The organism is Pseudarthrobacter arbutini, assembly GCF_054510915.1.
In genome coordinates, this window is the sequence record NZ_JBTNDQ010000010.1 from 154238 (window position 1) to 176794 (window position 22557).

The following is a 22557-nucleotide window of genomic DNA, read 5'->3' on the forward strand; positions in this document are numbered from 1 at the left end:
GGCGCAGGGGGCACTTCCCTGCTAATCTCCTCCCGGGGGACGTCACCAAGACAGCCTGAAGGAGCCGGAAATGTTCGTCAAAGTCTGTGGTCTCAGTACGCCCGAATCCGTCCGTGAGGCCGTGAAGGCCGGGGCGGACGCCGTCGGCTTTGTCCTGACGGCCAGCCCGCGGGTGGTCTCGCCGTCGCAGGTTTCCACTCTTCTAGCCGATGTGCCGGAAGGGGTGCTTGCCATCGGCGTTTTCCGGCATGAACCTGTCGCCGATGCCATTGCCATCGCCCGTGCCGCCGGACTCCAGTGGGTCCAACTCCATGCGGACCTCACCCTGCAGGACGTCACAACAGTGCACGACGCCGGCATGAAGCTGATCAGGGCGGTCACCATGGCAGCCACTGCGGAGGCGTTCGCCGACTGGGGCGAGGAAATCCTGTTGATTGATGCCGCCGTGCCCGGCTCCGGAGAAGCCTGGGACTACGCCTCCATGGTGGACGTGACGGCGCTCCAGGACCGCAAGTGGCTGCTGGCTGGCGGATTGGATCCGGACACCGTGGCGCACGCCACCGCAGCCTCAGGCGCCTGGGGCGTGGACGTCAGCTCCGGCGTCGAGGTTTCCCGTGGCGTGAAGGACCTGGAGAAGATCCGGGCCTTCGTGAAGGCCGCCAAGGGCTGAGGCCCGGTCCAGGTTTTAGGGTCCAAGTTCCGAGGCCGAAGATCAGGGGCCAATCAGGGCAGACCCCTACGTTTTTGTCAGACCCCGCGGGGCACAATGGACAGATGAAGACTCTGCTCAACATCATCTGGCTGGTTTTCGGCGGACTCTGGCTTGCCCTGGGCTATTTCCTGGCCGGCATCATCTGCTGCTTGCTCATCGTCACCATTCCGTGGGGCATCGCGTCGTTCCGGATTGCGGCGTACACGCTCTGGCCGTTCGGGCGCATGGTGGTGGACAAGCCGGGCGGAACGGGCGTTTTCCCGCTGCTGGGGAATGTCATCTGGCTGGTGGTGGCCGGCATCTGGATCGCGATCGGCCACGTGGTCACAGCCTTTGCCATGGCGGTCACCATCATCGGCATCCCGCTGGCCATCGCCAACCTCAAGCTCATCCCGGTCAGCCTGATGCCGCTGGGCAAGCAGATCGTTCCCACCAACAGCCCGTTCGTTACCGCGTACCGTTAGCCGGCGGCCTTCCCCGGGGTTTCGGTATACCCGGGGACTAGTCCCTGGGCTTCGAGCTCCTCTGACCGGAGCGCCCGCAGCACGCAGAATTCGTTGCCGTCCGGGTCAGCCATGACCACCCAGGTCACCTCCGGCCCCTGCCCGACAGAAATGCGCGACGCGCCAAGGGCTTCCAGCCGCTGCACCTCCTCGGCCTGGTCATCCGGACGCAGGTCCAGGTGCAGCCTGTTCTTGATCTCCTTCTGCTCCGGCACCTTCACGAACAGCAGGTCCGGGCTGACGCCGTCGGCCGGGCTGCCTGCGGGCGGCTCCAGCACGATTTCGTCTTCCACCTCGTAGGTGCGGCGCCAGCCCAGGGCCTTCTCCCAGAAATCGGCTGGCACTTTGGGGTCGGTTGAATCGATGCTGACGGCTTGGATGCGCAGGTTCATCCGAGCAGTCTTGCACCGGCCGGGTCGCCCGTAAAGGCTCCTGGCGGTTGCGCGAAGAGTCAGGCCAGCTCGCCCCGCAGGTTCCGGCGGGCGGCATCGAGCCACAGCTCCCGTGCGCGGTCGCTGTGGAACAGAGGGTCCAGTTCCAGCAGGTGACGGACGACGGCGGCGCGGCCGGCTGCGAAGTCGGCGTCGCCGATGTGCGCGTAGTCTTCCCGGACAGCCGCCACATACCGGGCGTACGGCTCAGGTTCGCCGCCGAGGACTGACAGGTCCGCGTCGCACAGGAGTGCCCCGTCGTCGTCCCCTGGCTCCGAGCGGTGGTCCGATGTCAGCCGCACCAGCCGCGCCACCTCGTCTATATCGTCGGCCGGGAGACCGGCGTCCGCGAGACGATCTTCGGCGAGACGGGCCGATTCCTCTTCGTCCTGACCGGCAACCCCGCGGTACACGGCATCGTGGAACCAGGCTGCGAGCAGCACGGTCCGCGGCGGATCTGCGGGGTCCACGAGCAGGTCCAAGGCCTCCAAAACTGCCAGCAGGTGCGTGCAGCCGTGATACCGGCGGTGATCCTCGCTCCAGCGGTCCAGCAGGTCCAGGAAGAGGGCGTCATGACCCGGCATGATGGCTTCCCAGCGTTTCAGCAGCGGGACCTTGAGTGACTTGTTGCGCTGCCGGGCCGGGATGCGCAGCCGGCTGGCGATGAGCTTGCGGACCAGGATCCGGGCTTCCACCGGGATGGCGCCCGCGGCCGCCAGGTCGTCAAACCGGCGCTCGGCGACGTCGTAATGGTCGCCGTCGAACGCCCGGTCCGGGATGCCGGCCGCGGCAGCGAAGGCGTGCAGTTCCGCCAGCGACGTGTCCGAGATGAGGTGCGAAAAGTGCGTGCCGTGGGCGGGCCACAGCGGCGGATCAAGGTAAATCGCCATGGGGGAAGTCTAGTGCGGCTCTCCGGGGCCGGTCAGGAGCCGGCCGGCAGGATGTTCTGGTTTCCTTGGAAAACGTTCCGCGGATCGAAGTCCCGCTTGACCCTGGCCAGCCGCGCGTAATTCCCGTTTCCGAACGCGGCCCGGATGCGCTCCTGGCCTTCGTTGCCGATGAAATTTAGCCACACCCCGCCCGAGGCATAGGGCGCAATTTTGCCGCGGAAGTCCTTCACCCAGGCCTTGGCCAGCTCGCCTTCCTCGGGCGTTGGCGAGATGCCGTAGGGGTGGCTCACCCAGGCCGCGTTTCGATTGATCAACGGCGTGGCCGCCCCAGCGTTCCCGCCCACGGCGCCGCCCCAGCGGGCGATGAGCTGCTGGGACGTGGCATCGGGCAGGTTCCGGGCCGACTCCACAAACAGGTCCAGGGCCGCATCGGGAAGTTCGTCGTGGTAGTCCGCGCTCCAGTAGTTGTAGTGGTCCGGCGGATCGTCGATGGAGCCGTTGAACTCTGCATACGGTGTGTCAGCCACCAGGTCAACGGCCGGCCCGAGCTCGCGGAACGGCCGGGCATGTTCGGAGCCCTCCTCGGGCTCACCCGCGTAGACGTACGCGATGAGGGTGGCCATCTTTCCCACCAGGTGCTCCGGAACAAACGGCTCCGGCGGCGCAGTGAAATACAGGAGCCCCAGGCCCACGCCATCAGGGGCGGCCAGAGCCAGGTCCCGGAACGCCCGGGAAACATCAGTGGCCGCCTCCCCGGGCCACAGCCAAAACCCGGCGTGGACCACCGGGCCAAGCCGGTGCGCCTGGAACGTGAAGGACGTGGCCACGCCGAAATTGCCGCCGCCGCCATGGAGGGCCCAGAAGAGTTCCGGGTTTTCCCGCGCACTCGCGGTGACGCGCTCGCCGTCGGCCGTCACCAGGTCCACCGAGACGAGGCTGTCGCACGCGAATCCGAAGGACCGCTCCAGCCACCCGGAGCCGCCGCCCAAGGTGAAACCGGCCACTCCGGTGGTGGAGGCCCGCCCGCCCGTCACGGCCAGGGCATGTTCCTGGGTGGCGTGATCGAACTCGCCCCAGGTCACGCCGGCCCCCACGGTGACGATGCCGGATTCGGGGTCCACATCGATTGACTTCATGGGCCGGACATCGATCACCAGGCCGTCGTTGTTCATGGACATGCCGGCCACTGAGTGGCCGCCGGCGCGGACAGCAATGGCGAGGGAATTCTCCCGGCCATAGCGTAGGGCTTCGGCCACGTCCGCATCATTGGAACACTGGGCAATGACCGCCGGACGCCGGTCAATCATGGCGTTGAAGATTTTCCGGGCCGGGTCATAGTCGGGGCTGTCAGGCCTGATCCACTTCATCACAAACGCTCCTCAGCGACTGCGGCCCCTCCCCTCCACATAGCGTAGGACTTCGGCCCACCACCTTCCAGAGGCAGCCCAACTGATGCCACGAGCGGGAGCGAAGAAGCGGCAAAGTCATATTCTGATACGCGGCGAAAACTACTAAGAAAACCCGCAAATGCGGACTAGGATCATGAAATGCCCACTATTCGCGTATCCGAAGCCGCGCGGTTCCTTGGCGTCAGTGACGACACCGTCCGGCGCTGGACTGAGAACGGCAGCCTTACCCCCGTCAAGGACGACGCCGGCCGGCTGGCCGTGGACGGCCTGGAGCTGGCCAGGCACGCCCAGAAGCTCGCGCAGCTTCCCGAGGACCCGCACCGCTCAGGGAGTTCGGCGCGCAACAGGTTCGTGGGCCTGGTCACGGGCATCACTGCGGACAAGGTCATGGCCCAGGTGGAACTCCAGTGCGGGCCGTTCCGGGTGGTGTCGCTGATGAGCAGCGAAGCCGTCCGGGACCTGGGCTTGGAACTCGGCTCCGTGGCCACAGCGGTGGTCAAAGCAACCACAGTCATCATCGAAACCCCGCATGGAAAGAGCATCATTTGAGCACCCGCAAACACGCCAGCGCCACCATCATCACGGCCGCCCTCATGCTGGGCCTCGCCGCGTGCGCACCGGCTACGACGCCCGCGGCCACACAGTCCGCCGCGTCGCAGTCCCCGGGCGCCGCCGGTCAGGTCTCGGGGACCATCACGGTCTTCGCAGCCGCGTCGCTCAAGGCCACGTTCACCCAACTGGCCAGCGACTTCGAGGCGAAGAACCCCGGCACCAAAATCGTATTGAGCTTCGCCGGCTCCTCGGACCTGGTCACCCAGATCACCCAGGGCGCACCGGCCGATGTTTTTGCCTCCGCCGACACCAAGAACATGACCAAACTGGCCGATCCCAAGCTCCTGGACGGGACCGCGAAGAACTTCGCCACCAACGTCCTGGAGATCGCCGTCCCGCCGTCCAACCCGGCGTCGATCGCGTCCTTCGCCGACCTGGCCAAGCCAGGCGTCAAGGTGGTTGTCTGTGCCAGCCAGGTTCCGTGCGGGGCGGCCGCGGACACGGTGGAAAAGGCCGCGGGCGTGACCCTCTCGCCGGTCAGCGAGGAGTCATCGGTGACGGACGTCCTGGGCAAGGTCACCTCGGGCGAGGCCGACGCCGGCCTGGTCTACGTCACCGACGTCAAAGGCGCCGGCGGCAAGGTCAAGGGAATCCCGTTCGACGAATCCGGCAAGGCAGTCAATACCTATCCCATCGCCGCAGTAGGCTCGAGCCGGAACCAGGAACTGGCGGCAGCCTTCATCGCCATGGTGACCGGCGCCGACGGGCAGAAAACCCTCGGCGAGGCCGGCTTCGGCGCACCGTAAGCACGCGGCCCCCAAGGAGACCATGAGACAGGCCAGGAACGGCGGGTACGGCGGCGTCCCACGCTGGATTTACGTCCTCGCGGCTGCCGGCGGACTGTTCGTGGTGCTGCCGCTGGCGGCCATGGTGGGCAAGGTCAACTGGACCCAGTTCATCCCGCTGATCACCTCGGAAGCGTCGCTGCAGGCCCTTGGGTTGAGCCTGCGCACATCCGCGGCCAGCACCGTCCTCTGCATCGTGCTGGGTGTGCCGCTCGCCCTGGTCCTGGCCCGCGGCAGCTTCCCCGGCCAGCGCGTCCTCCGCTCACTGGTCCTGCTGCCGCTGGTGCTTCCGCCGGTGGTGGGCGGCATCGCGCTCCTGTACACGTTCGGGCGGCAGGGGCTGCTGGGCCGGACGCTGGAAGTGGCTGGCCTGCAGATCGCCTTTTCGACGACGGCGGTCATCCTGGCCCAGACGTTTGTGGCCCTTCCGTTCCTGGTGGTCAGCCTCGAGGGTGCCCTGCGGACCGCCGGGAACCGGTACGAAGCGGTGGCGGCGACGCTCGGCGCCGGGCCCACCACAGTGCTCCGCAGGGTCACCCTCCCGCTCGTGCTGCCGGGACTGGCGTCCGGCGCGGTGCTGTCCTTCGCGCGCAGCCTGGGCGAATTCGGCGCCACGCTCACGTTCGCCGGCAGCCTGCAGGGGGTGACCCGGACCCTGCCGCTGGAAATCTACCTGCAGCGGGAAACGGACGCCGATGCCGCCGTCGCGCTTTCCCTGGTCCTCGTGGCGGTGGCGGTTGCCGTGGTGGCGCTCGCGTACCGCAGTCCCCGCGCCGCCGAACGGGCCCCCGCGCTTAGCAGGGAAGGCACGACGACGGCGCCGGCCCAGGGAGGAGGTGCGGTCCGGTGACGTTCTCGGTTCAGGCCGCCGTGGCTGGCCGTGGGTTTGACGTCTCCCTCGCGGTGGGGCCGGCCGAAACGGTGGCCGTCATGGGAGCCAACGGCGCGGGCAAATCGACCCTGCTGAACGTCATCGCGGGCCTGCTGCACCCGGACTCGGGCACGGCCCTACTGGACGGCAGGACCCTGTTCGACCTCACCGCCGGGCGTGGCGAATGGACGGCTCCCCACCGGCGCGGCACGGCGCTCCTGGCCCAGGAACCGCTGCTTTTCCCGCACCTGAGCGTGCTGGAGAACGTGGCCTTCGGGCCCCGGAGTGCGGGGGCTTCGAAGCCGGCCGCGCGGGAGTCCGCCCTGCGGTGGCTCGCGGAAGTCGAGGCGACGGAGCTGCAGTCTCGCCGCCCGGCCGAGCTTTCCGGCGGCCAGGCGCAGCGCGTTGCGGTGGCGCGGGCGCTCGCTGCCGCCCCCGGCCTCCTGCTCCTGGATGAACCGATGGCCGCGTTGGATATCCATGCCGCGCCGCTGCTCCGGCGCCTGCTCAAGCGCGTTCTGACGGGCCGGCGCGCCATCATCATCACGCACGACGTCCTCGATGCCCTGATGCTGGCCGACCGGGTGGTCATCCTCGAAAACGGGCGGATCAGCGAGGAAGGCCCAACGCGGGACATCCTCCAGCGCCCGCGCAGCCGGTTCGCGGCCGGACTCGCCGGACTCAACTTTGTGGCCGGCCACCTGACCGAACACGGTCTGCGGGCCGGCGCCCTCAACCTCTATGGCCACCACGACGTAGACGGCCCGCTCCTCACCGGACAGCCGGGCGTGGCTGTCTTCCCGCCGTCGGCCGTTTCCGTTTTCCTCACCGAAGCGCATGGCAGCCCGCGGAACTCCTTCGCCGTGACCATTACCGACCTGGAGCCCCACGGGGACGGGATCCGGGTCCGCGCCGGGGAGGGCGGGCAGCTGAGCGCGGACATCACTCCGGCTGCCTCTGTAGATCTCGGGTTGGCGCCGGGCATGCAGGTGTATTTCGTAATCAAGGCCGGTGCCGTGGCCATCTACCCGGGCTGAAGGGGCGGGAATGCGCGGGTAGGCTGGTCAGCGTCGTCCGGACGCGGCGGCGGTATTGGGGGAGAACCATGAAGAAAATTACGACGGCGGCTGCCGTCCTGGCGCTGCTGGCGGGCCTGTCCGGGTGCAGCCTGTTCCCGCCGCCGACGCCGCTGCCGGACATCGCCCCGGCAACGCCCGCGTCCGTGCTTCCGCCGGATTGCCCGTTTGTGGGCCGGGACGACGTGTCGCCGGTCCGGATCCCCAAGGGCACGCCGCGCGAAACCATCGGCAGCGTCCTGAACGCCTACAGCGGCTGGCTCAACGCCGGCTCCGAGCTGGTCACGGCGTGGAGCCCGGGCACGGCTGTGCCGGCAAACTGCGTCGCCGATCTCGCGGCGAAAAACGCGGAGGCCTATTCGAGCACCCTGTTCACCACCCACAGCGACGTCGCGTGGCAGGAATATTTCGCGGCGGTGAGGGTGATGAACCAGCAGAACCTGGCGGCGGTCCGGACGGCCGGGCCTGAGACGGGCGGGCGCGGCACGTTTGCGCTGCTGCAGGAGATCGATTCGAGCGCCACGGACAGCGGCACGTTCCTGAAGTTCGACGCCGTCTACCGCCCCACCGTTGCCGGGCAGGGCAGCTGGGAGGACCTGGACAAGCCCACCCGCTGGTATGTGGAACTTGTCCCGGCGGGGGAGTTCCTGGTGATCAACTACATCGAAACCAAGCCTGCGGCCGGCTATCCGGCAATGCCCTAAACCGGCCGCAGACCGCTGGCTACATCCCCGGGATGTCGAGTGTTTCGTGGATCTGGATGGTGGCGCCTTCGCCGGACATGAAGTGAGGGTGGCCGTCCATCAGCGCAACAGCGGCGTCCAGATCCTCGGCCTGGATGACGCTGTAGCCGCCCAGCGTTGCCTCGGCGTCTGTGACTGCCGAACCGTCCAGGACCTTGGCGGCGCCCAGCGGCGTTCCGAGGTCAACGATGCCGTCACCGGCCCTGGTAGCCCAGTCCATCCACATTTTCATGCCGGCCTCGGCCTCTTCGGGGCTCGCTTCCGCCATGGCTTCTTCGGCTGGCTTGGGCGATTTGTACAGAACCACAAATTTCTTCACGGTACGTCCTTGTCTTCGTGCGCCGCTCCGGCAGGGGGCGACGGACCCCGACGAAGGAGCCACGTCGATAAATGTCCGGCGTTCGCCTCCCCGGGGTGCTAGCAGCTCGAATGCGTCTTCTCCCTGCGCGTCTCACCGTTCGTGACGACAACCTGGGAGTTGGCGCGGCACGTCACGCCATCCTCGGTAAACGTGTTCTGGCTACTCAACTTTGTCAGGTTGTCCGTCAGGGTGTAATGCGTTTTATAGTCGAACGACGACTGGCCGTCAGTCGTCTGATCGCGGGTGTTGGTCGTGTAGTGACCGTCGACGTTTCGAGTCGCGCCGCGGTACTCATAGGTGTACGACCCATCGGGGTTGCTGGTTTCGGTGTGTTCCACCTGGGCGCGGTTGCTGCCCGGGTCGGACGGCGGCGCGGCCAGCGCCGGCGAGGCAGTGAGGGCGAGAGCCAGGCCAGCGCCGGAGGCGACGACCAAGCGGGTCAAACGGTTCATTGTTAGGGTCCTTCCGCTTCTTTGTCGGGCGGCCCCAACCGCAGTGAGTGGATTCTACTGATTGCCTACAGCTCCGCACAACACTTTCGCGAGCATCTTGTCGCTACGCCAGTCCGTGGACACGGATTTCCACATAGGCGTGGTGCGGCTCTGGACAGGCAGTTCGCCGTCGGCAAACATGGGGCGTAGTGGGCATTTCCTCAAAGTTGAGCGTTGTAGACTCAACTTAGCGAAAAGTGCATATCCCGGAAGGAGCTCTCTTTGGACGTCAAATTCACCACCAAGAGCCAGGAGGCTCTTTCGGCAGCAGCCATGAACGCCTCCACGGCAGGAAATCCCCAGGTGGAACCGGCCCACCTGCTCAAGGCGCTGATGGATCAGCGGGAGGGCGTCGCCGTCGCGCTTCTCCGCGCCACGGGCGCAGACCCGGATACCGTCAGCGTGCAGGCGAGCGGCGCCATCAAGGCGCTGCCGGCAACGTCGGGCGGCTCCACGCAGCAGGCTCAGCTGTCCCGGCCCGCGCTGCTGGCCATCCAGAACGCCAAAAACGAGGCCGACCGGCTGGGTGACACGTATGTCTCCACCGAAGTGCTGTTGTTGGGGCTCTCAGCCGGGAGTGACGCCGTCGGGCGGTTAATGCGCGACGCCGGTGCCTCCCATGAAGCGCTGCTCGCCGCCCTGCCGGGTGTCCGCGGCGACCGCAAGGTCACCACACCGGACCCGGAAAACACGTTCCAGTCGCTGGAGCGGTTCGGCACTGACCTCACCGCGATGGCGCGTGCGGGCAAGCTGGACCCGGTGATCGGGCGCGACGCCGAGATCCGGCGCATCATCCAGGTGCTGAGCCGCCGCACCAAGAACAACCCCGTCATCATCGGCGAGCCTGGTGTGGGCAAGACTGCCGTCGTCGAAGGACTCGCCCAGCGGATCGTGGCCCGTGATGTCCCGGAAAGCCTGCGGGGCAAAACCCTTATCGCCCTGGACCTCGCCTCCATGGTGGCCGGCGCCAAGTACCGCGGCGAGTTCGAGGAGCGGCTCAAGGCCGTCCTGGAGGAGATCAAGAATTCGGACGGCCAGATTGTCACGTTCATCGACGAGATCCACACGGTGGTGGGCGCCGGTGCCACGGGGGAGTCGTCGATGGATGCCGGCAACATGCTTAAGCCCATGTTGGCCCGCGGTGAGCTGCGGCTGATCGGTGCCACCACCTTGGATGAGTACCGCGAGAACATCGAGAAGGACCCCGCGCTGGAGCGCAGGTTCCAGCAGGTGTACGTGGGCGAGCCCAGTGTGGAGGACACCATCGGTATTCTCCGCGGCCTCAAGGAGCGCTACGAGGCGCACCACAAGGTCACCATCGCCGACTCCGCGCTGGTGGCGGCCGCCACGCTGTCCAACCGCTACATTTCCGGCCGCCAGCTGCCGGACAAGGCGATCGATTTGGTGGATGAGGCAGCTTCGCGGCTGCGGATGGAGATCGACTCCGCGCCGGAGGAGATCGACCAGCTGCAGAGGGCCGTGGACCGGCTTACCATGGAGGAACTGGCTCTTGCCGGTGAGAAGGATCCCGCGTCCGTGGAACGCCTCGCCGCGATCCAAGCGGACAAAGCCGACAAGACTGAAGAGCTGGACGCATTGAACGCCCGCTGGGCTGCCGAGAAGGCTGGGTTGAACCGGGTGGGTGACCTGAAGGCGAAGCTGGACGAACTTCGCTCCCAGCAGGAAAAGGCCGAGCGGGAAGGCGATCTGGAAACAGCCTCGCGCATCATGTATGGCGAGATTCCTGCGCTGGAACGTGAACTGAACGCCGCCGCGGCAGCCGAAGAGGCGGTAACGGACAAACCTGCCCCGATGGTGGCTGACGAGGTCACGGCGGACGACATTGCGGACGTCATTTCCGCGTGGACCGGCATCCCCGCCGGGCGCATGCTGCAGGGCGAAAGCCAGAAACTGCTCCACATGGAGGAGGAGATCGGCAAACGCCTGATCGGCCAGGCCAAGGCGGTGGCCGCGGTGTCCGACGCCGTCCGCCGTGCGCGGGCCGGCATCAGCGATCCCAACCGGCCCACGGGTTCGTTCCTGTTCCTGGGGCCCACTGGCGTGGGCAAGACCGAGCTGGCCAAGGCGCTCGCGGATTTCCTGTTCGACGACGAACGCGCCATGGTGCGGCTGGACATGTCCGAGTACGGCGAGAAGCACTCGGTGGCGCGGCTGGTGGGCGCCCCTCCGGGATACGTCGGCTACGAGGAGGGCGGCCAGCTGACGGAAGCCGTCCGCCGTCGGCCGTACTCGGTGGTCCTGCTGGACGAGGTGGAAAAGGCCCATCCGGAGGTTTTCGACATCCTCCTGCAGGTGCTCGACGACGGTCGCCTCACCGATGGCCAGGGCCGGACCGTGGACTTCCGCAACGCCATCCTGGTGCTGACGTCCAACCTGGGCAGCCAGTTCCTGGTGGACCAGTCACTGGACGCGCAGGCCAAGCGGACCGCGGTCATGACCATGGTCAACGCCTCCTTCAAGCCGGAGTTCCTGAACCGGCTGGACGAGATTGTGCTGTTTGAAGCCCTGACCGTTGACGAGCTGGCGGAGATTGTGGAACTGCAGGTGGCCGAGCTCGGCAGGAGGCTGCGCGATCGCCGGCTCTCCCTGGACGTGTCCGACGGCGCCCGCGCCTGGCTGGCCATGTCCGGCTTCGACTCCGCGTACGGTGCCCGTCCACTGCGCCGGCTAGTGCAGCGGGAGATCGGCGACCGCCTGGCCAAGGCCATCCTGTCCGGCGACATCGCCGACGGTGACACGGTGCTGGTGGACACCGCGGCCGACGTCGACGAACTCACGATCGAAGGGCTGGAGGCGCTTGCGGGACCCGACGGCGATGCTCCCGCTGGCACGGGCCTGGTGGTGCGGCGGAAGGAATAGCGGTCCTGCAAGGCTCGGGCGAAGCCTATTTCAGGGCAGCAGATTCCCGTATTTCATAGCTGAGGTTTTGGTGGTCCGTATCCATTTCGTTGACTTGGATGCGGTATCCGTCGGGGTCATTGACAGTGATGAAACGGCCGAACGTTTCGTCCATGATGTCCGACGGGGCATATCCGGCAGCTCTTAGTCGCTCTGCGGTGAGCTCCAGCCTTTCGTCGGTGGAGAAGTGCAGCCCTACCGCTCCGGCATCTGAGTGTGTGGTTCCCGCCTGGGCAATGTGGAGCCCAAGTTGCCCGCCGTTGCCGTGCAGGTCCGCCCAGGTTCCGCTTGTTGCTGCTGCGTTCTCGTTCAACCCAAGGGTGGAATAAAACTTGTTGGCGAGCTCGATGTTCCGCACGAAGCGGATCGGTGTAACTCTCATTTGGTTGAACCTTCCTTGTTGAGGGCCTGGGTCAGCGTTTCTTCGACGAACGACGACAGTGATAGTCCGCGTTCGATTGCTGCGTGTTTGACCTGCTTGACTAGGTGTGTTGGCAGGTAGATGTTGAATTGTGTCTTGTCGGCCATGGCTAGAATGCTAGCAATCTAGCATTCGGTCCGCAAGAGGGATCCGGGTGGCCTGTAGGCTTCGTGGGTGATTCCAGGAAAGACGTCCCGGCTTCGATTCCGTCAGATGACTTCAGCGGACCTCGACAAAATGACTGCGCTTCTGAGTGATCCTGCTGTCATGGCGTATTACCCCGCACCCAAGACGCGGGAAGAGGCCGCGCAGTGGATCGCCTGGAGTGAAGCGAACTACGCCACGCATGGTTACGGCCTTTGGCTTGTGGAAACTCTCGATGGCGAGTTTCTGGGTGACTGCGGACTTACCTGGCAGCAGGTCAATGGTCGCAGCGAGTTGGAGGTCGGCTTTCACATTCGCGCGGACTCGTGGGGCCGGGGATACGCGACCGAAGCGGCCGCGGCGTGCAAGGAATTCGCACGCGACGAGCTCGATGTTAAGCAGCTCGTCGCCATCATCCATCCAGAAAATATGGCTTCTCGTCGGGTGGCGGAGAAAATTGGCATGAGCTACATCGAGAACGATCATGGCGGCACCATCGCGACCCGGATGGTTCTCGGAGTTCAGCTCGCGGCCGGTCGGGGTTCCACGTGAACGCTGGGCTGCGGGGAATTAGCATCGTGCTTACACAAGAGCCGCAGATATGACACCAGAGTGCTAGAAGCATCCGGCTGGACAAGAATTCACGACAACATCCTCGTCGCCGACGGTTAGCGCCGCTCAACTATTTTCGCGGGCAGCAGGCTGTTATTCGCGGCTTTCCTCCCTTTGCGGCTTGAGATGCGCCGGGATCGCTGTGCCGGAAAGAGGCGGATACGTGCACGTGAACTCGCCCCGGTATCCGAAGAGAAATCCGACGACGGGGTTCCGCACCTGCATCTGAATCGTGAACATCCCGCGACTGTCATCGAAGCTCTCGTACAGGTCTGCGGTACCTGTGCAGAAGGCCGGAAACGTGAATCCTGCGAAGCCTTCGTAGAACCGCTGCGCCCCCGATTGCAGGTGCAGCGATCCATCGGCCAAGACCTCCAGCGCGAGGTCGGTGGCCAGATGCTGGTGGGTGCCGAGGTAGTCGACAATCCCACCACTTCGTTCGCTGTGCACCATGGTGGCGTCGAATCGGCGTCTCTTGGACGAGGGCAGTTCCAAAGTCCTGACGAACGTGACGGTAGGGCGGCCAAACCCGTCAATGTAGGGATAGTTCTCGATCGTGAACGGGATGTCATTGCCCTGGTCCGGGAAGAGAATATTGCGGTAGGCACCCAGTCGCAGAAACGGTACCGTCCACCACGCACCCCGGCGGACTTCGGAGAAGACCCCGTGCCCGACGCATCCGTAGCCCGCTTCGGTGTCAACGCCGAAGCGCTTCTGCAGCATGGGGTGCAGCCTTTGGAAGTCTTGCCCCAATGCCACCTCAAAGATCGAAGCCACAGCTATTCGCCTCTTTCAGTCTGAGAACGGAGATCACCTGTGGGTGCAGCCAACCCGGCCAGGGCAGAGGGGGCACGGCCTGAGCGCGCGTCCGGAGCACTCCGCAGGCAGCGCCCTGCCCTCGGCACAGTCCAATGGGACGGGAACATCCAGGTGGTCAGAGCCACCGTCACTCCGAGGGCTGCCAGGCCAGCGGTTCGACCGGCGAGGGCCCTGCGGAGCAGGGCGCCGGCTGCCAGAATGCCGCCTGCTCTCGCTGCGGCGTCGACAAACCACCGGTTGCGGCAGTCTCTGGGATCCAGATCTGCCTCCGCCCACAGTCTCAGGCGGTCGAAGCTTATTGCTGTTGCCCAACCCATAGCGGGCCGGAACACGTGCGAGTCCAGGACTTTGCCGAGAGCGCCCATTCCCGGTTGATAGCTGTAGCCCGTGATAAACCGAAGACCATCCTCTGTCGGCACATACCGCCAATACCCCGAACCAGACCCAATAGGAGACAAGGGGTCGGCAGAATCGAATTTCAGCACCGATGTGGCCTGCCCATCGGATCGATGCTTATGCCCCAGCGATGTTCCGTTCCCCCGGATGATGTGTAGAGGAAGGCGGAACTCGTAACGAAAATGCAGAAGTCCCTGATCGTCTCCTCCGGTGGGGATTATTCGGGAGAATCGCAGATCCCACCGGGCGTGCAGTGCCGGCTCCTGGCTAAGAGCCCATACGCGTTCCATAGGGGCAAGAATGCTGGTCTCAACGTAGATCGGCTTGTGTTTCGCAGGCTCATTCCCGCCAAAATTTTCCCCCATTCCAGCATCATAAGGTGCAACTTGAGGTCACTCCCGTTCATGGGGCGCGACAATTATCTGGACGTCGTCTTCATACAACAGCCGTCCAGGATCGTTTGAAGGGAGCACCTGCCACTCAACGTCATACCGGCTTAGGAGGTCCGTGTAGAACTCAACGCGGACGAGCAAATGCACAGCTGTGCACTTGAACCAAGCCTCCGCTGTCGGGTTTATTGCATGGTCGTAAATCGATCTGTCCACCGTCGACGGGTTCAAGTATGAGGCGTCGTAGTGGTCATTTGAGCGCCGCCAGGAAGCCCAGTCCTGGGTGCTGAGTCTGCCGCCGTTTGCTAAACCGTTGGCGAGATTAAAGATGCCCGGGTAGCGTCCACGGCCATTGGCGATGCCTGCCTGGTAACGCACATACTTCGAGTCCATGGTTCCCAACTGATCACCTGTCCGAAATTTCGTAGGCGCTGACTTTATCGTCCGGCTTCGCGTGCAGCGGCTTCAATCCGGGACCGATAGGCAGCCCATTCTTCCGATGTGCGGCTTGGCACGTTCGGATCTTGCGGTCCGTTGCCCGCTGTGCCGTCGATCAGCTCGCGCAAAATGTCGGCATGCCCTGCATGCCGGGCTGTCTCGACGCACACGTGAACCAGGATCTGATGGAGGGTCACCAATCGGCGCTCGGGCGTCCACCAAGGTACTTCACCTGCAGAGTCGAGGCTGAGTGACTCTATCGTCGCGTCGCTTTGTCGAGCGGAGAAATGGTAGAAGTCAATGATGTGTGCCCGGCTCTCGTCGGCCGTTGCCCACATATCATCGTCAACCTCCCCAGCATCGGACAACCAGGGCACTTCGCGGCCGTGCGGTCTGCCGAAGACGTCGCTGAAGTATTCCAATTGCACGCCACCGACGTGCTTGACCAGCCCCAGGAGGTTGGTAGCAGTGGGCGTCATCGGACGGCGAATGTCGTACTCGCTGACGCCGTCGAGTTTCGCGAGAAGATCTGCCCTTCGAATACGAAGGTACCCAAGTAAGTCTGCCTTTTGATCCATATCCCTCACTCTGCCCTAGGGCGGCGCCGAATGCCGCAAACAACATGGTGGCGATCTGACGGCACCGGATTAGCGGGTACCGTCAGCGCCGGACTTAGCCACCTGACGTAGGCTTTCAACGTCCGAACGGGACTGCAAAACTTCTTGGGGGAGAACAACACATGGATATTGTCCTGCCGGCCGTTTTTGCGGGCATTTTCTTTTATGTCCTCTATGGGGTCATCCGGGCAGCGACGCGGGACGGAATCATTGCGGCCCGAAAGGCCGAAAAGGCTGACGCAACTCGAACTGACGGCTCCGCGTGACCAGCCCGGACCTAAAGCGGTGGCCTCCCAATGACCGCAGATACCGTCGATGAGAAGTCACCGCCATCGTCGGAAGCGGCGACCTTGTTTGGCAGCGCGCTGCATCAGAGGTGCTCCGTTGGAAGGTAAAAACCGCGAGCGGGTTTGATGTGGACTCCACGAGCCCAGTGTCCGCAGGCGACCGCGTGGTCGTGACGGCCCGCGCGTTGGGCTTCACCGTTGTAGAACCGGTCGAAGTTGTAACTGTCGTGCAGGAGCCCGGCCGAAGCGGGTTCTCGTACCGGACGCTGCCAGGGCACCCTGTGGACGGCGAAGAAGCCTTCATCGTCCACCGCCGTGGCGAGTGCTTTACCCAATCCTCCTGGTGGCACAGCGAATCGTGCGGAGGCGATACTTGCGGGCTCTCCGATGAACTAGCGAACCAATCGCCCTGAAGGGTGACGGTTACCGTCGTCGCCTCATCCGGAGGAAACAAAACAGTATCGGGGTTAGATCCCCGTCGGTGCGAGATTTGCCCTGCGTACGATCGTGAGTATGAGTCGAGTTATCTTCATGTGCGGGCCGGCGGGCTCCGGCAAATCCGCTGTTGCCGGTCGCTTGGCGGCCGAAGGTATGGTCCGGCTGTCCTTTGACGAAGTGGCGTGGCAGATGGGACTCCGCATCATGCCCGTTGAGGAGGGCATCCAGCGGCAGATCGCGGCGGCACTTAAGGCCCGCCTCCTAGATCTGGTCACGTCAGGTGCAGATGTTGTTCTCGACTTTTCATTCTGGTCTAGGAGCATGAGGGAGGATTACCGTCTCCTGTTAACGCCGCTGGGTGTCGAGCCCGAGACCATCTACCTGGCCACGACCCGCGAAGTTGCACTTGCCCGCGTCCGCGCCCGCATGGCGGGCCACGCGGACGATTTCCAGTTGAGCGCTGAACTGGCTGCCGAATATTTCGACCACTTCGAAGTCCCCACAGCAGAGGAAGGTCCACTCACGGTCATCCCATAGCAAGGCGCTTCTAAGTCTCGAACTCGAAGCGTTTGACGAGCAGTTCCTCGGCCGGAGCAAACCCGTACCTGGCATAGAAGACCTGTGATTCGGCTGAAGGGGAGAGAACGATCCGTGCTGCCTTAATGCCCTGTGAGAACTGAATCGCAGCCTCCAAGAGTTGGCCTCCCACTCCCCGGTTGCGGTACTCGGCAGCGACGAAGGCGTTCCCGAGATACACCCAGCAGGTCGACTTCTTGCCGGGTTTAGGCATCCGCTCAAAGACCATGAGATTCAGCATTCCAATAAGCGTGCCGTCCAGATCTGCGACGAACATGGTGCGCGCGTTATTTTCCTGCCAGGCTCGATACTCACGCTCGAAATCCGGATCCTCGGTTGATTCCCCTGTTTGCTCGGCAACCCACGTGGCCCGCAGACGGATGAGGCTGGGCGTATCGGCTGTGGTTGCCTGGCGAATCAGGAGCATCCGCCTACTGTAGCTACCACGGGAGGTCCTGTTCCCCGAGCGAACAGAACCGTGGCGAGGTGCGGTCGCCAGAGTCGACGAGTTCTCGTAGTTGCCCAGCAGCGGTTCGAGGGTCCTTGGACGCGTCAGTCTGTCCCATGTCGGTCGCCAGCTTGCCCGGGTGCACTGCCCAGCACCGGACGCGCCCCTGAAGGTCCTGAGCCAACGCGATGGTCAGCATGTTTTGCGCCGCTTTGGAGATCTTGTAGGCATAACTTGTTGACAGGTCTGCGAACGTACCGCTGGCCTGGGCCGACAGGGAGCCCAGGCGTGAGGTCACGTTGACGATGATCGGGTCGGGCGCCGCCAGCAGGTTTGGCAACAGGAACTGCACCAGTCGCAGCGGACCCGCGGCGTTCACATCGACCGCGTTCAAGACTCCCTCAGCTGGAACCGATCCCAGCTCACCCTGGGGCGCTCCTTGGGCTGCGTTATTGATCAGCAAATCGACGGGACGGCCGTTCAGGACTTCCAGAAGCTCTGAGGCGTCGTCGGATCGAACATCGTGCCGAACGCTTACGACGTCGGATGTGCCGGCGCCGGCCTCTGCGTCCTGCGGCTGAGGTGAACGCGTGAGGGCGATGACGCTCCAACCGCCCTCCGAGAACTCATTCACGAGGGACAGGCCCAGCCCTCGGTTAGCGCCAGTGACGACAGCCAGCTTCTTCATCCGATCAGGCTAGCCGCAGAGCGATGCTCTGTGCTCTGTGATTGGTGTCCTGGCGTTCCGTTCAGGCCCCCAAAGCCTCAAGTACTCCTGCATAGGGTGGCGGCATGATGGATACAGAGGTCGGGGCGCGTTGTCCGAGTCCGCGGCTGAATACATTGCTGCGTTTGGATCGAAGGAATGAGGAGGATTCCCTCAGACTTTTCCGGGGAGTTCTGCTTTCACGCCACGCGCTTACGGATCACAATGGCATCTCCGACGGCCCGTTCCGTGCCGCCGGACGGGGAATTCGTTAGCTGGCCGCCGACCACCATGGCGGTAGATCCGCCGCCGTCGAGGTTGATGGCATCGCGCAGGCCCAACTCGGTGGCCAGCTGGGCCGTTTCGGCGATGCTCAGCCCCACGGATCCCGTCTGGCGGCCGTCGGCGGTGATCAGCACCAGCCGGCCCTGGTCATCGATGCCGGCGAGGGTGCGGGGGTTGCGCTGGTGGACCCAGCCGTAGAACATGCCAGGGTTGTCCTGATGCACCATCCCGTCGCGGGCGGCGCTCACGTGAACCTGCCCGTCCTGGACCAGCATCGGCCCGCCGTTGAGCACCTGCGTGTGGGGCGTCATCCGCAGGACGTGCCCGTCCTCGTCGAGGTAGCGGTTGGTGACGTCCACGTACCGGGTTGAAGCCGCGAACTGTGAAAGCTCCTCGGCATTGGACCCGGTGGCCTGGACGGAGGTCTGTCCCTCTGCCAGGACAGTGCCTCGGGACGTCTTGACCTCCAAAATCTTGCCCAGGGGATCGAGCACGAGTTCCCTGCCGGACCCCGACGGCGTGGCGGGGCCGAAGTCGGCGGTGAAAGCGATCGTCTCGTCGGCGTCGTTGCACGTGACGTCGTGCATCGGGGCGTCGGTGGGGGAATCGCCCACCCCGCCACAGTTGCGGATCAACCCGGGCACCCGGTTGAGTCCGTCGAGCCCGATTTCCAAGGCGCCGCTGGAGATCGATCCGTCCCAGGTCAAGCGCTCCACCCTCGCGCGGCCGTAGCGGTGGTCGATGACCAGGGCCGGGCGCTGCCCGACCGTCTCGCTAAGAATCCGCCCGTCGTAGGCCCCGGCGCCGGCCGGATCGCCTGGGGCGCCATGCTCGGGGCCAAAGACGAAGAAGCCGGCATTCACCCCAGCCAGGGAATCCTGGGCCATGGCGGAGGTCGTCTCGGTGGACTCGATGTCCTGCCCGAAGGTAGCTTCCACCTCGCCGCGGAAGGTCCGGGGGTCCACGGTCAGGACCTGGACGTCGAGTGGCCCGTCGGGCTGGTCGACGCGGGCAGAGTCCCCATCCCAGCCCGTGTACCAGGTGCCCGCTCCATAGCCTGCCGTCTTGACAGCGGCCAGTACCGACGTCGCATCTTTTTGGGCCGCGAACGCGCCTACGCGCACCCGGTGGCCGAGGTACCCGCCGGCGTCGGCCAGAATCAGGGAGTCGACCCTTTCGGTGCGCGCGTCCAGGCCCGTCTCGCGCAGCTGCGCGGCGACCCCCTCGGCGATTTCCTGGGTGGAGACGTTGGAATCTTTGACCCCCGGGTCCCCCGACGGCAGCGTGAGCTGGACGGTCCAGGGGTAGACCGCCGAGCGGTCGCCCAGCTTCAAGATGGTGTGCGTCAGGCCCGGGGCCAGCTCATGCGTCGTGTCCTCGCCCGCGCCGACACGGGGCCCGGCGCTGATCGCCGAGCCGGAACCGGCCGGAGCCGCCAGGGCAGCCGGACCGGAGACTAACGACGCGGTAAGTGCCAGGCCTGCGAGGGTGAGCAGGGCGGTGGGACGGTGCTGACGGGGTCTGGATCGCGTATTCACGGCTACAGCGTATGTGCGGAATGACCCTCCCTTTACCCAGGTCGCCGAGGTTTAGGACAGCGTTCACCGGGTGGACATTCGGGTCGCCGGCTGAGCGCACTTCGAACAGGTCCTTGGCACGTTTTCAGTGAGGTCCGGAACGGCACTACTTAGCGGATCTGATGGTCAGGGGTTCTGCAGGTCGTAAAGATTGCGCGACGCTCCGATGGCGTCTTTGTGGTCCAAGGACCAATCTGCGAGCTGTTTGACCAGCAGCGTGAGGCTGCTTCCGCGTTCGGTCAGTTCATACGTGACCTGTGCAGGGACAGTCGGATAAACCGTCCGTGTGAGAAGGCCGTCCCGTTCGAGGCGCCTCACCGTGAGGGTCAACATGCGCTGGGAAATTCCGTCGATAGCCCGCTGTAGCTCCCGAAAGCGTCTGACGCCCGAGGCCAGTTCCACGATGACCAGCACCGACCATTTATCACCGATTCGATCCAGGACGTCACGGATCCCGCAGTCGGGATGGTCGGCTCCGCCGCACGGTTCCAAGGCAGCGGTTACTTCCATGTGACTGCCTAACACCAAAGTGCCTCCTTGTGGGTCTTTGTTCGGTTACTGATGATGAGTCTAGTTACCGAAAAGTACCAGTGAAATGAGCATGTCCATGATTCTCGTTACCGGAGCCTCCGGCCACCTTGCCACAGCGATCCTTGGACACCTCGCGGAGGCGGGTGCGTCCGCCACCGGAGCAACGCGCAATCCCACCGGCAGTGGGCCGTTCCGGGCCCTGGACTTCGACGTCCCTGAGACGATTTCCTTCGATGGTGTGGAGACACTTGTCCTGGTGTCGGCTGGAACTGAAGAAGACGACGTCGTCATTAGGCGTCATGAGAACGCCATCACGGCGGCCGAACGCGATGGGGTGAGCAGCATCGTGTACACCAGCCTCACCGACGCCGGCGACCATCTGGGATTCGCGCTGGCTCATCGCTGGACAGAGCGCCGTCTGCAAAACGGAACGGTGCAATGGACCATTTTGAGGAACGGACTCTACGCCGAACTGATCGGCCAGCTTCTCACTCCGCGGGACGGGGTTATCTCGGCCCCGTTCGGGCAGGGCAGCGTCGCGGCGGTGGCCCGCATTGATCTTGCAGAAGCAGCGGCAATCATCGCCGGGACCCCCGAAAAGCACCAGGGGAAAATCTACAATCTTGTCGGCAGCTGTGCCATCACAGCGCAGGACCTCGCTGACACGTTGGGCGCGGAGTACCGGCCGGGCACACTCACTGGACTGCGGCAGGCCCTGGACTCGACGGCGCTGCTGCCCTTCCAGCCTCCGATGCTGCTCTCCATCCATTCCGCCGCAAGCCACGGATTCCTTGAGGAGACAGGCACTGACATCACCGGCATCCTTGGACGGGAACCCCAAAACCCACTCCACGTAGCCGCGGCCGCCGCATCATCCCAGGTCAGTTCGTAATTTCCCGGACGGTGCCGGCCGGCGGTTATACGCGCAGCGTCAGCTGAGGATGCGCCCCGGCGGGTAGGCCGGCGTCGGCATGATCCGCTCGAAGATGTCCAGCACTGCCTGGGTGGCGCGGCCAACGCCCTGGTCCCGCCACACCACCGCCACGGCCAAGTAGGTCGGCGGCCCGGCCAGCTCCCGGTAGACCAGTCCCGGCGGATTGATGTGCGTGACCGAAGACAGTGTGAGCGAAACGCCCACCCCCGCGGCCACGAGGCTCAGGACGGCGTAGGAGTCGGGCGCCTCCTGCATCACCCGCGGTGAGAATCCCGCTTCGAGGGCCAGCCGCGTGGTGGCGTCCCGGAGGTTCGAGCCGACGGTTGCCGGGAACGCCACAAAGGGCTCCTTGGCGAGATCCTTCAGTGCCACAGTCTCTGCACCCGCCAGCGGGTGGTCCTCGGGCAGGGCAACCAGGATGCGTTCGTAGGCGAACACCCGCGCCAGAACGTCCTTGTCCCGCACCGGCAGGCGCGCGAACCCGATGTCGATGGCACCGGTGGACACCTGGGCCGGCGCCAGGCCGCCGTACACCAGCGACTTGAGCTTCAGCTCGATGCCCGGCTCGGCAGCCCGCACGGCCTTGGCCAGCGGCGGGATCACGTCCCGGCTGCTGGCGCCCGAATAACCCACCACCACCTGCCCCACCACGGCGGAGCTGCCCAGCATCGCAGCGCGCTCGATGAGGCTGGCACTTTCGAGCGTCTTCAGGATGGGCCCATGGACTGCGTGCCCCGCATCGGTCAGGCGGACCGTCCGGGAAGTGCGGTCAAAAAGTACGACGCCGAGATCCTGTTCCAGCCTGCGGATCCACACGCTGAGCTGCGGTTGAGCCACGGCCAGCCGCTCCGCGGCGCGGCCGAAGTGCAGTTCCTCGGCGAGGACTGCAAACGCGCGGAGGTACTTCAGGTGCATTTGGCCAGCCATTCATAAGGGTTTCGTGATCGGTTCCTTAAGGAAAGTTTATTGGACACTTATCGGCCCATTCTGCGATCTTGAGTGTGCGCCAGGTAACTCCAGGGTGTGATGCGGCCCATGGTGGCCACTCCGCCGCAAGCTCCTTCGCACCTCCCCGCGGCCGGCTTGCAGGCACTCCAGTGAACCTGCCGAGCGCCACGAAATTTCGTTCAATTCAA

The 22557-nt window shown here is 64.8% G+C and carries 28 protein-coding genes; 13 read left to right on the forward strand and 15 right to left on the reverse strand.

Annotated elements, in window-relative coordinates; translation table 11 throughout:
- The first annotated feature begins 70 nt into the window (after positions 1–70).
- Positions 71–670 (forward strand): phosphoribosylanthranilate isomerase, encoded by a 600-nt coding sequence (locus tag ACX80V_RS13145; RefSeq protein WP_485843505.1) that lies wholly within the window; start codon positions 71–73, stop codon positions 668–670.
- 104 nt (positions 671–774) lie between these two features.
- Positions 775–1176: a YccF domain-containing protein gene (locus ACX80V_RS13150; RefSeq protein WP_104061535.1), complete on the forward strand. Its 402-nt coding sequence runs from the start codon at positions 775–777 to the stop codon at positions 1174–1176.
- Here ACX80V_RS13150 and ACX80V_RS13155 read toward each other — a convergent pair.
- The 3 genes from ACX80V_RS13155 to ACX80V_RS13165 are packed head-to-tail and all read right to left on the reverse strand — an operon-like array spanning position 1173 to position 3903.
- Positions 1173–1607, reverse strand: coding sequence for a VOC family protein (locus ACX80V_RS13155; RefSeq protein WP_485843506.1), 435 nt, complete (start codon positions 1605–1607; stop codon positions 1173–1175). The two genes, ACX80V_RS13150 and ACX80V_RS13155, sit on opposite strands and share 4 nt — an antisense overlap.
- Positions 1608–1666: 59 nt before the next feature.
- Positions 1667–2536: a DUF4031 domain-containing protein gene (locus ACX80V_RS13160; RefSeq protein ID WP_485843507.1), complete on the reverse strand. Its 870-nt coding sequence runs from the start codon at positions 2534–2536 to the stop codon at positions 1667–1669.
- 32 nt (positions 2537–2568) lie between these two features.
- The gene (locus tag ACX80V_RS13165) at positions 2569–3903 is read right to left on the reverse strand and encodes an FAD-binding oxidoreductase (protein WP_485843508.1); all 1335 of its coding nucleotides are present in this window, start codon (positions 3901–3903) and stop codon (positions 2569–2571) included.
- A gap of 180 nt (positions 3904–4083) precedes the next feature.
- On the opposite strand from ACX80V_RS13165, the gene ACX80V_RS13170 reads away from it, so the two are divergent.
- The 5 genes from ACX80V_RS13170 (at position 4084) to ACX80V_RS13190 (ending at position 7993) form a co-directional block, all read left to right on the forward strand.
- Entirely contained in the window at positions 4084–4494 is a 411-nt protein-coding gene (locus ACX80V_RS13170; protein WP_056341185.1) for a TOBE domain-containing protein, read from the forward strand.
- Between the two features lie 44 nt (positions 4495–4538).
- Positions 4539–5303: a molybdate ABC transporter substrate-binding protein gene (modA, locus tag ACX80V_RS13175; protein ID WP_485843552.1), complete on the forward strand. Its 765-nt coding sequence runs from the start codon at positions 4539–4541 to the stop codon at positions 5301–5303.
- A 22-nt stretch (positions 5304–5325) separates the two neighbouring features.
- Complete coding sequence (locus ACX80V_RS13180) at positions 5326–6192, forward strand: ABC transporter permease (protein WP_485843509.1); 867 nt, start codon at positions 5326–5328, stop codon at positions 6190–6192.
- Positions 6189–7250 carry a sulfate/molybdate ABC transporter ATP-binding protein gene (locus tag ACX80V_RS13185; RefSeq protein WP_485843510.1) on the forward strand — a complete coding sequence of 354 codons (1062 nt, stop codon included), beginning with the start codon at positions 6189–6191 and terminating at the stop codon, positions 7248–7250. Before ACX80V_RS13180 ends, ACX80V_RS13185 begins: the two co-directional genes overlap by 4 nt.
- 68 nt (positions 7251–7318) lie before the next feature.
- The gene (locus tag ACX80V_RS13190) at positions 7319–7993 is read left to right on the forward strand and encodes a hypothetical protein (protein ID WP_485843511.1); all 675 of its coding nucleotides are present in this window, start codon (positions 7319–7321) and stop codon (positions 7991–7993) included.
- Between the two features lie 19 nt (positions 7994–8012).
- On the opposite strand, the gene ACX80V_RS13195 is transcribed toward ACX80V_RS13190, so the two are convergent.
- Positions 8013–8351, reverse strand: a complete 339-nt coding sequence (locus ACX80V_RS13195; protein WP_485843512.1) for a YciI family protein — start codon at positions 8349–8351, stop codon at positions 8013–8015.
- A gap of 98 nt (positions 8352–8449) precedes the next feature.
- The gene (locus tag ACX80V_RS13200) at positions 8450–8845 is read right to left on the reverse strand and encodes a hypothetical protein (RefSeq protein WP_157768977.1); all 396 of its coding nucleotides are present in this window, start codon (positions 8843–8845) and stop codon (positions 8450–8452) included.
- A gap of 261 nt (positions 8846–9106) precedes the next feature.
- On the opposite strand from ACX80V_RS13200, the gene clpB reads away from it, so the two are divergent.
- On the forward strand, positions 9107–11764 hold the full coding sequence (gene clpB / locus ACX80V_RS13205) for an ATP-dependent chaperone ClpB (protein WP_485843513.1): 2658 nt from the start codon (positions 9107–9109) through the stop codon (positions 11762–11764).
- Between the two features lie 25 nt (positions 11765–11789).
- On the opposite strand, the gene ACX80V_RS13210 is transcribed toward clpB, so the two are convergent.
- Together ACX80V_RS13210 and ACX80V_RS13215 are read right to left on the reverse strand one after the other, a co-directional pair.
- Positions 11790–12185 (reverse strand): VOC family protein, encoded by a 396-nt coding sequence (locus tag ACX80V_RS13210; protein WP_485843514.1) that lies wholly within the window; start codon positions 12183–12185, stop codon positions 11790–11792.
- The gene (locus tag ACX80V_RS13215; RefSeq protein WP_485843515.1) at positions 12182–12331 is read right to left on the reverse strand and encodes a ribbon-helix-helix domain-containing protein; all 150 of its coding nucleotides are present in this window, start codon (positions 12329–12331) and stop codon (positions 12182–12184) included. Before ACX80V_RS13215 ends, ACX80V_RS13210 begins: the two co-directional genes overlap by 4 nt.
- A 67-nt stretch (positions 12332–12398) precedes the next feature.
- Here ACX80V_RS13215 and ACX80V_RS13220 point away from each other — a divergent pair, with 67 nt between their 5' ends.
- Positions 12399–12920, forward strand: a complete 522-nt coding sequence (locus ACX80V_RS13220) for a GNAT family N-acetyltransferase (protein ID WP_485843516.1) — start codon at positions 12399–12401, stop codon at positions 12918–12920.
- 153 nt (positions 12921–13073) lie between these two features.
- On the opposite strand, the gene ACX80V_RS13225 is transcribed toward ACX80V_RS13220, so the two are convergent.
- The 3 genes from ACX80V_RS13225 to ACX80V_RS13235 form a co-directional block, all read right to left on the reverse strand.
- The gene (locus tag ACX80V_RS13225; protein WP_485843517.1) at positions 13074–13757 is read right to left on the reverse strand and encodes a DUF4166 domain-containing protein; all 684 of its coding nucleotides are present in this window, start codon (positions 13755–13757) and stop codon (positions 13074–13076) included.
- Positions 13758–14587: 830 nt separating this feature from the next.
- Positions 14588–14977: a hypothetical protein gene (locus ACX80V_RS13230; RefSeq protein WP_485843518.1), complete on the reverse strand. Its 390-nt coding sequence runs from the start codon at positions 14975–14977 to the stop codon at positions 14588–14590.
- Between the two features lie 44 nt (positions 14978–15021).
- A complete protein-coding gene (locus ACX80V_RS13235; protein ID WP_485843519.1) occupies positions 15022–15600 on the reverse strand; it encodes a DinB family protein in 579 nt (192 codons plus the stop codon).
- Positions 15601–15761: 161 nt separating this feature from the next.
- Between ACX80V_RS13235 and ACX80V_RS13240 the strand changes: the two genes are divergently transcribed.
- The 3 genes from ACX80V_RS13240 to ACX80V_RS13250 all read left to right on the forward strand — a co-directional run bounded on the left by ACX80V_RS13240 (position 15762) and on the right by ACX80V_RS13250 (position 16901).
- Positions 15762–15905 carry a hypothetical protein gene (locus ACX80V_RS13240; RefSeq protein WP_485843520.1) on the forward strand — a complete coding sequence of 48 codons (144 nt, stop codon included), beginning with the start codon at positions 15762–15764 and terminating at the stop codon, positions 15903–15905.
- A 110-nt stretch (positions 15906–16015) separates the two neighbouring features.
- Positions 16016–16339 (forward strand): DUF1990 family protein, encoded by a 324-nt coding sequence (locus tag ACX80V_RS13245; protein WP_485843521.1) that lies wholly within the window; start codon positions 16016–16018, stop codon positions 16337–16339.
- Positions 16340–16439: 100 nt separating this feature from the next.
- Positions 16440–16901: a P-loop nucleotide/nucleoside kinase family protein gene (locus ACX80V_RS13250; protein ID WP_485843522.1), complete on the forward strand. Its 462-nt coding sequence runs from the start codon at positions 16440–16442 to the stop codon at positions 16899–16901.
- Between the two features lie 10 nt (positions 16902–16911).
- On the opposite strand, the gene ACX80V_RS13255 is transcribed toward ACX80V_RS13250, so the two are convergent.
- The 4 genes from ACX80V_RS13255 to ACX80V_RS13270 form a co-directional block, all read right to left on the reverse strand.
- Entirely contained in the window at positions 16912–17367 is a 456-nt protein-coding gene (locus ACX80V_RS13255) for a GNAT family N-acetyltransferase (protein ID WP_485843523.1), read from the reverse strand.
- 13 nt (positions 17368–17380) lie between these two features.
- Positions 17381–18076: an SDR family NAD(P)-dependent oxidoreductase gene (locus ACX80V_RS13260; RefSeq protein WP_485843524.1), complete on the reverse strand. Its 696-nt coding sequence runs from the start codon at positions 18074–18076 to the stop codon at positions 17381–17383.
- Between the two features lie 218 nt (positions 18077–18294).
- On the reverse strand, positions 18295–19917 hold the full coding sequence (locus tag ACX80V_RS13265) for a phosphodiester glycosidase family protein (RefSeq protein ID WP_485843525.1): 1623 nt from the start codon (positions 19915–19917) through the stop codon (positions 18295–18297).
- A 165-nt stretch (positions 19918–20082) separates the two neighbouring features.
- The gene (locus tag ACX80V_RS13270) at positions 20083–20466 is read right to left on the reverse strand and encodes a winged helix-turn-helix transcriptional regulator (RefSeq protein WP_485843526.1); all 384 of its coding nucleotides are present in this window, start codon (positions 20464–20466) and stop codon (positions 20083–20085) included.
- 97 nt (positions 20467–20563) lie between these two features.
- Between ACX80V_RS13270 and ACX80V_RS13275 the strand changes: the two genes are divergently transcribed.
- Positions 20564–21379: a Rossmann-fold NAD(P)-binding domain-containing protein gene (locus ACX80V_RS13275; RefSeq protein WP_058932905.1), complete on the forward strand. Its 816-nt coding sequence runs from the start codon at positions 20564–20566 to the stop codon at positions 21377–21379.
- Between the two features lie 39 nt (positions 21380–21418).
- Here the strand turns inward: ACX80V_RS13275 and ACX80V_RS13280 are convergent, their stop codons facing one another.
- Positions 21419–22348: a LysR family transcriptional regulator gene (locus tag ACX80V_RS13280; RefSeq protein WP_485843527.1), complete on the reverse strand. Its 930-nt coding sequence runs from the start codon at positions 22346–22348 to the stop codon at positions 21419–21421.
- Between the last annotated feature and the right edge of the window lie 209 nt (positions 22349–22557).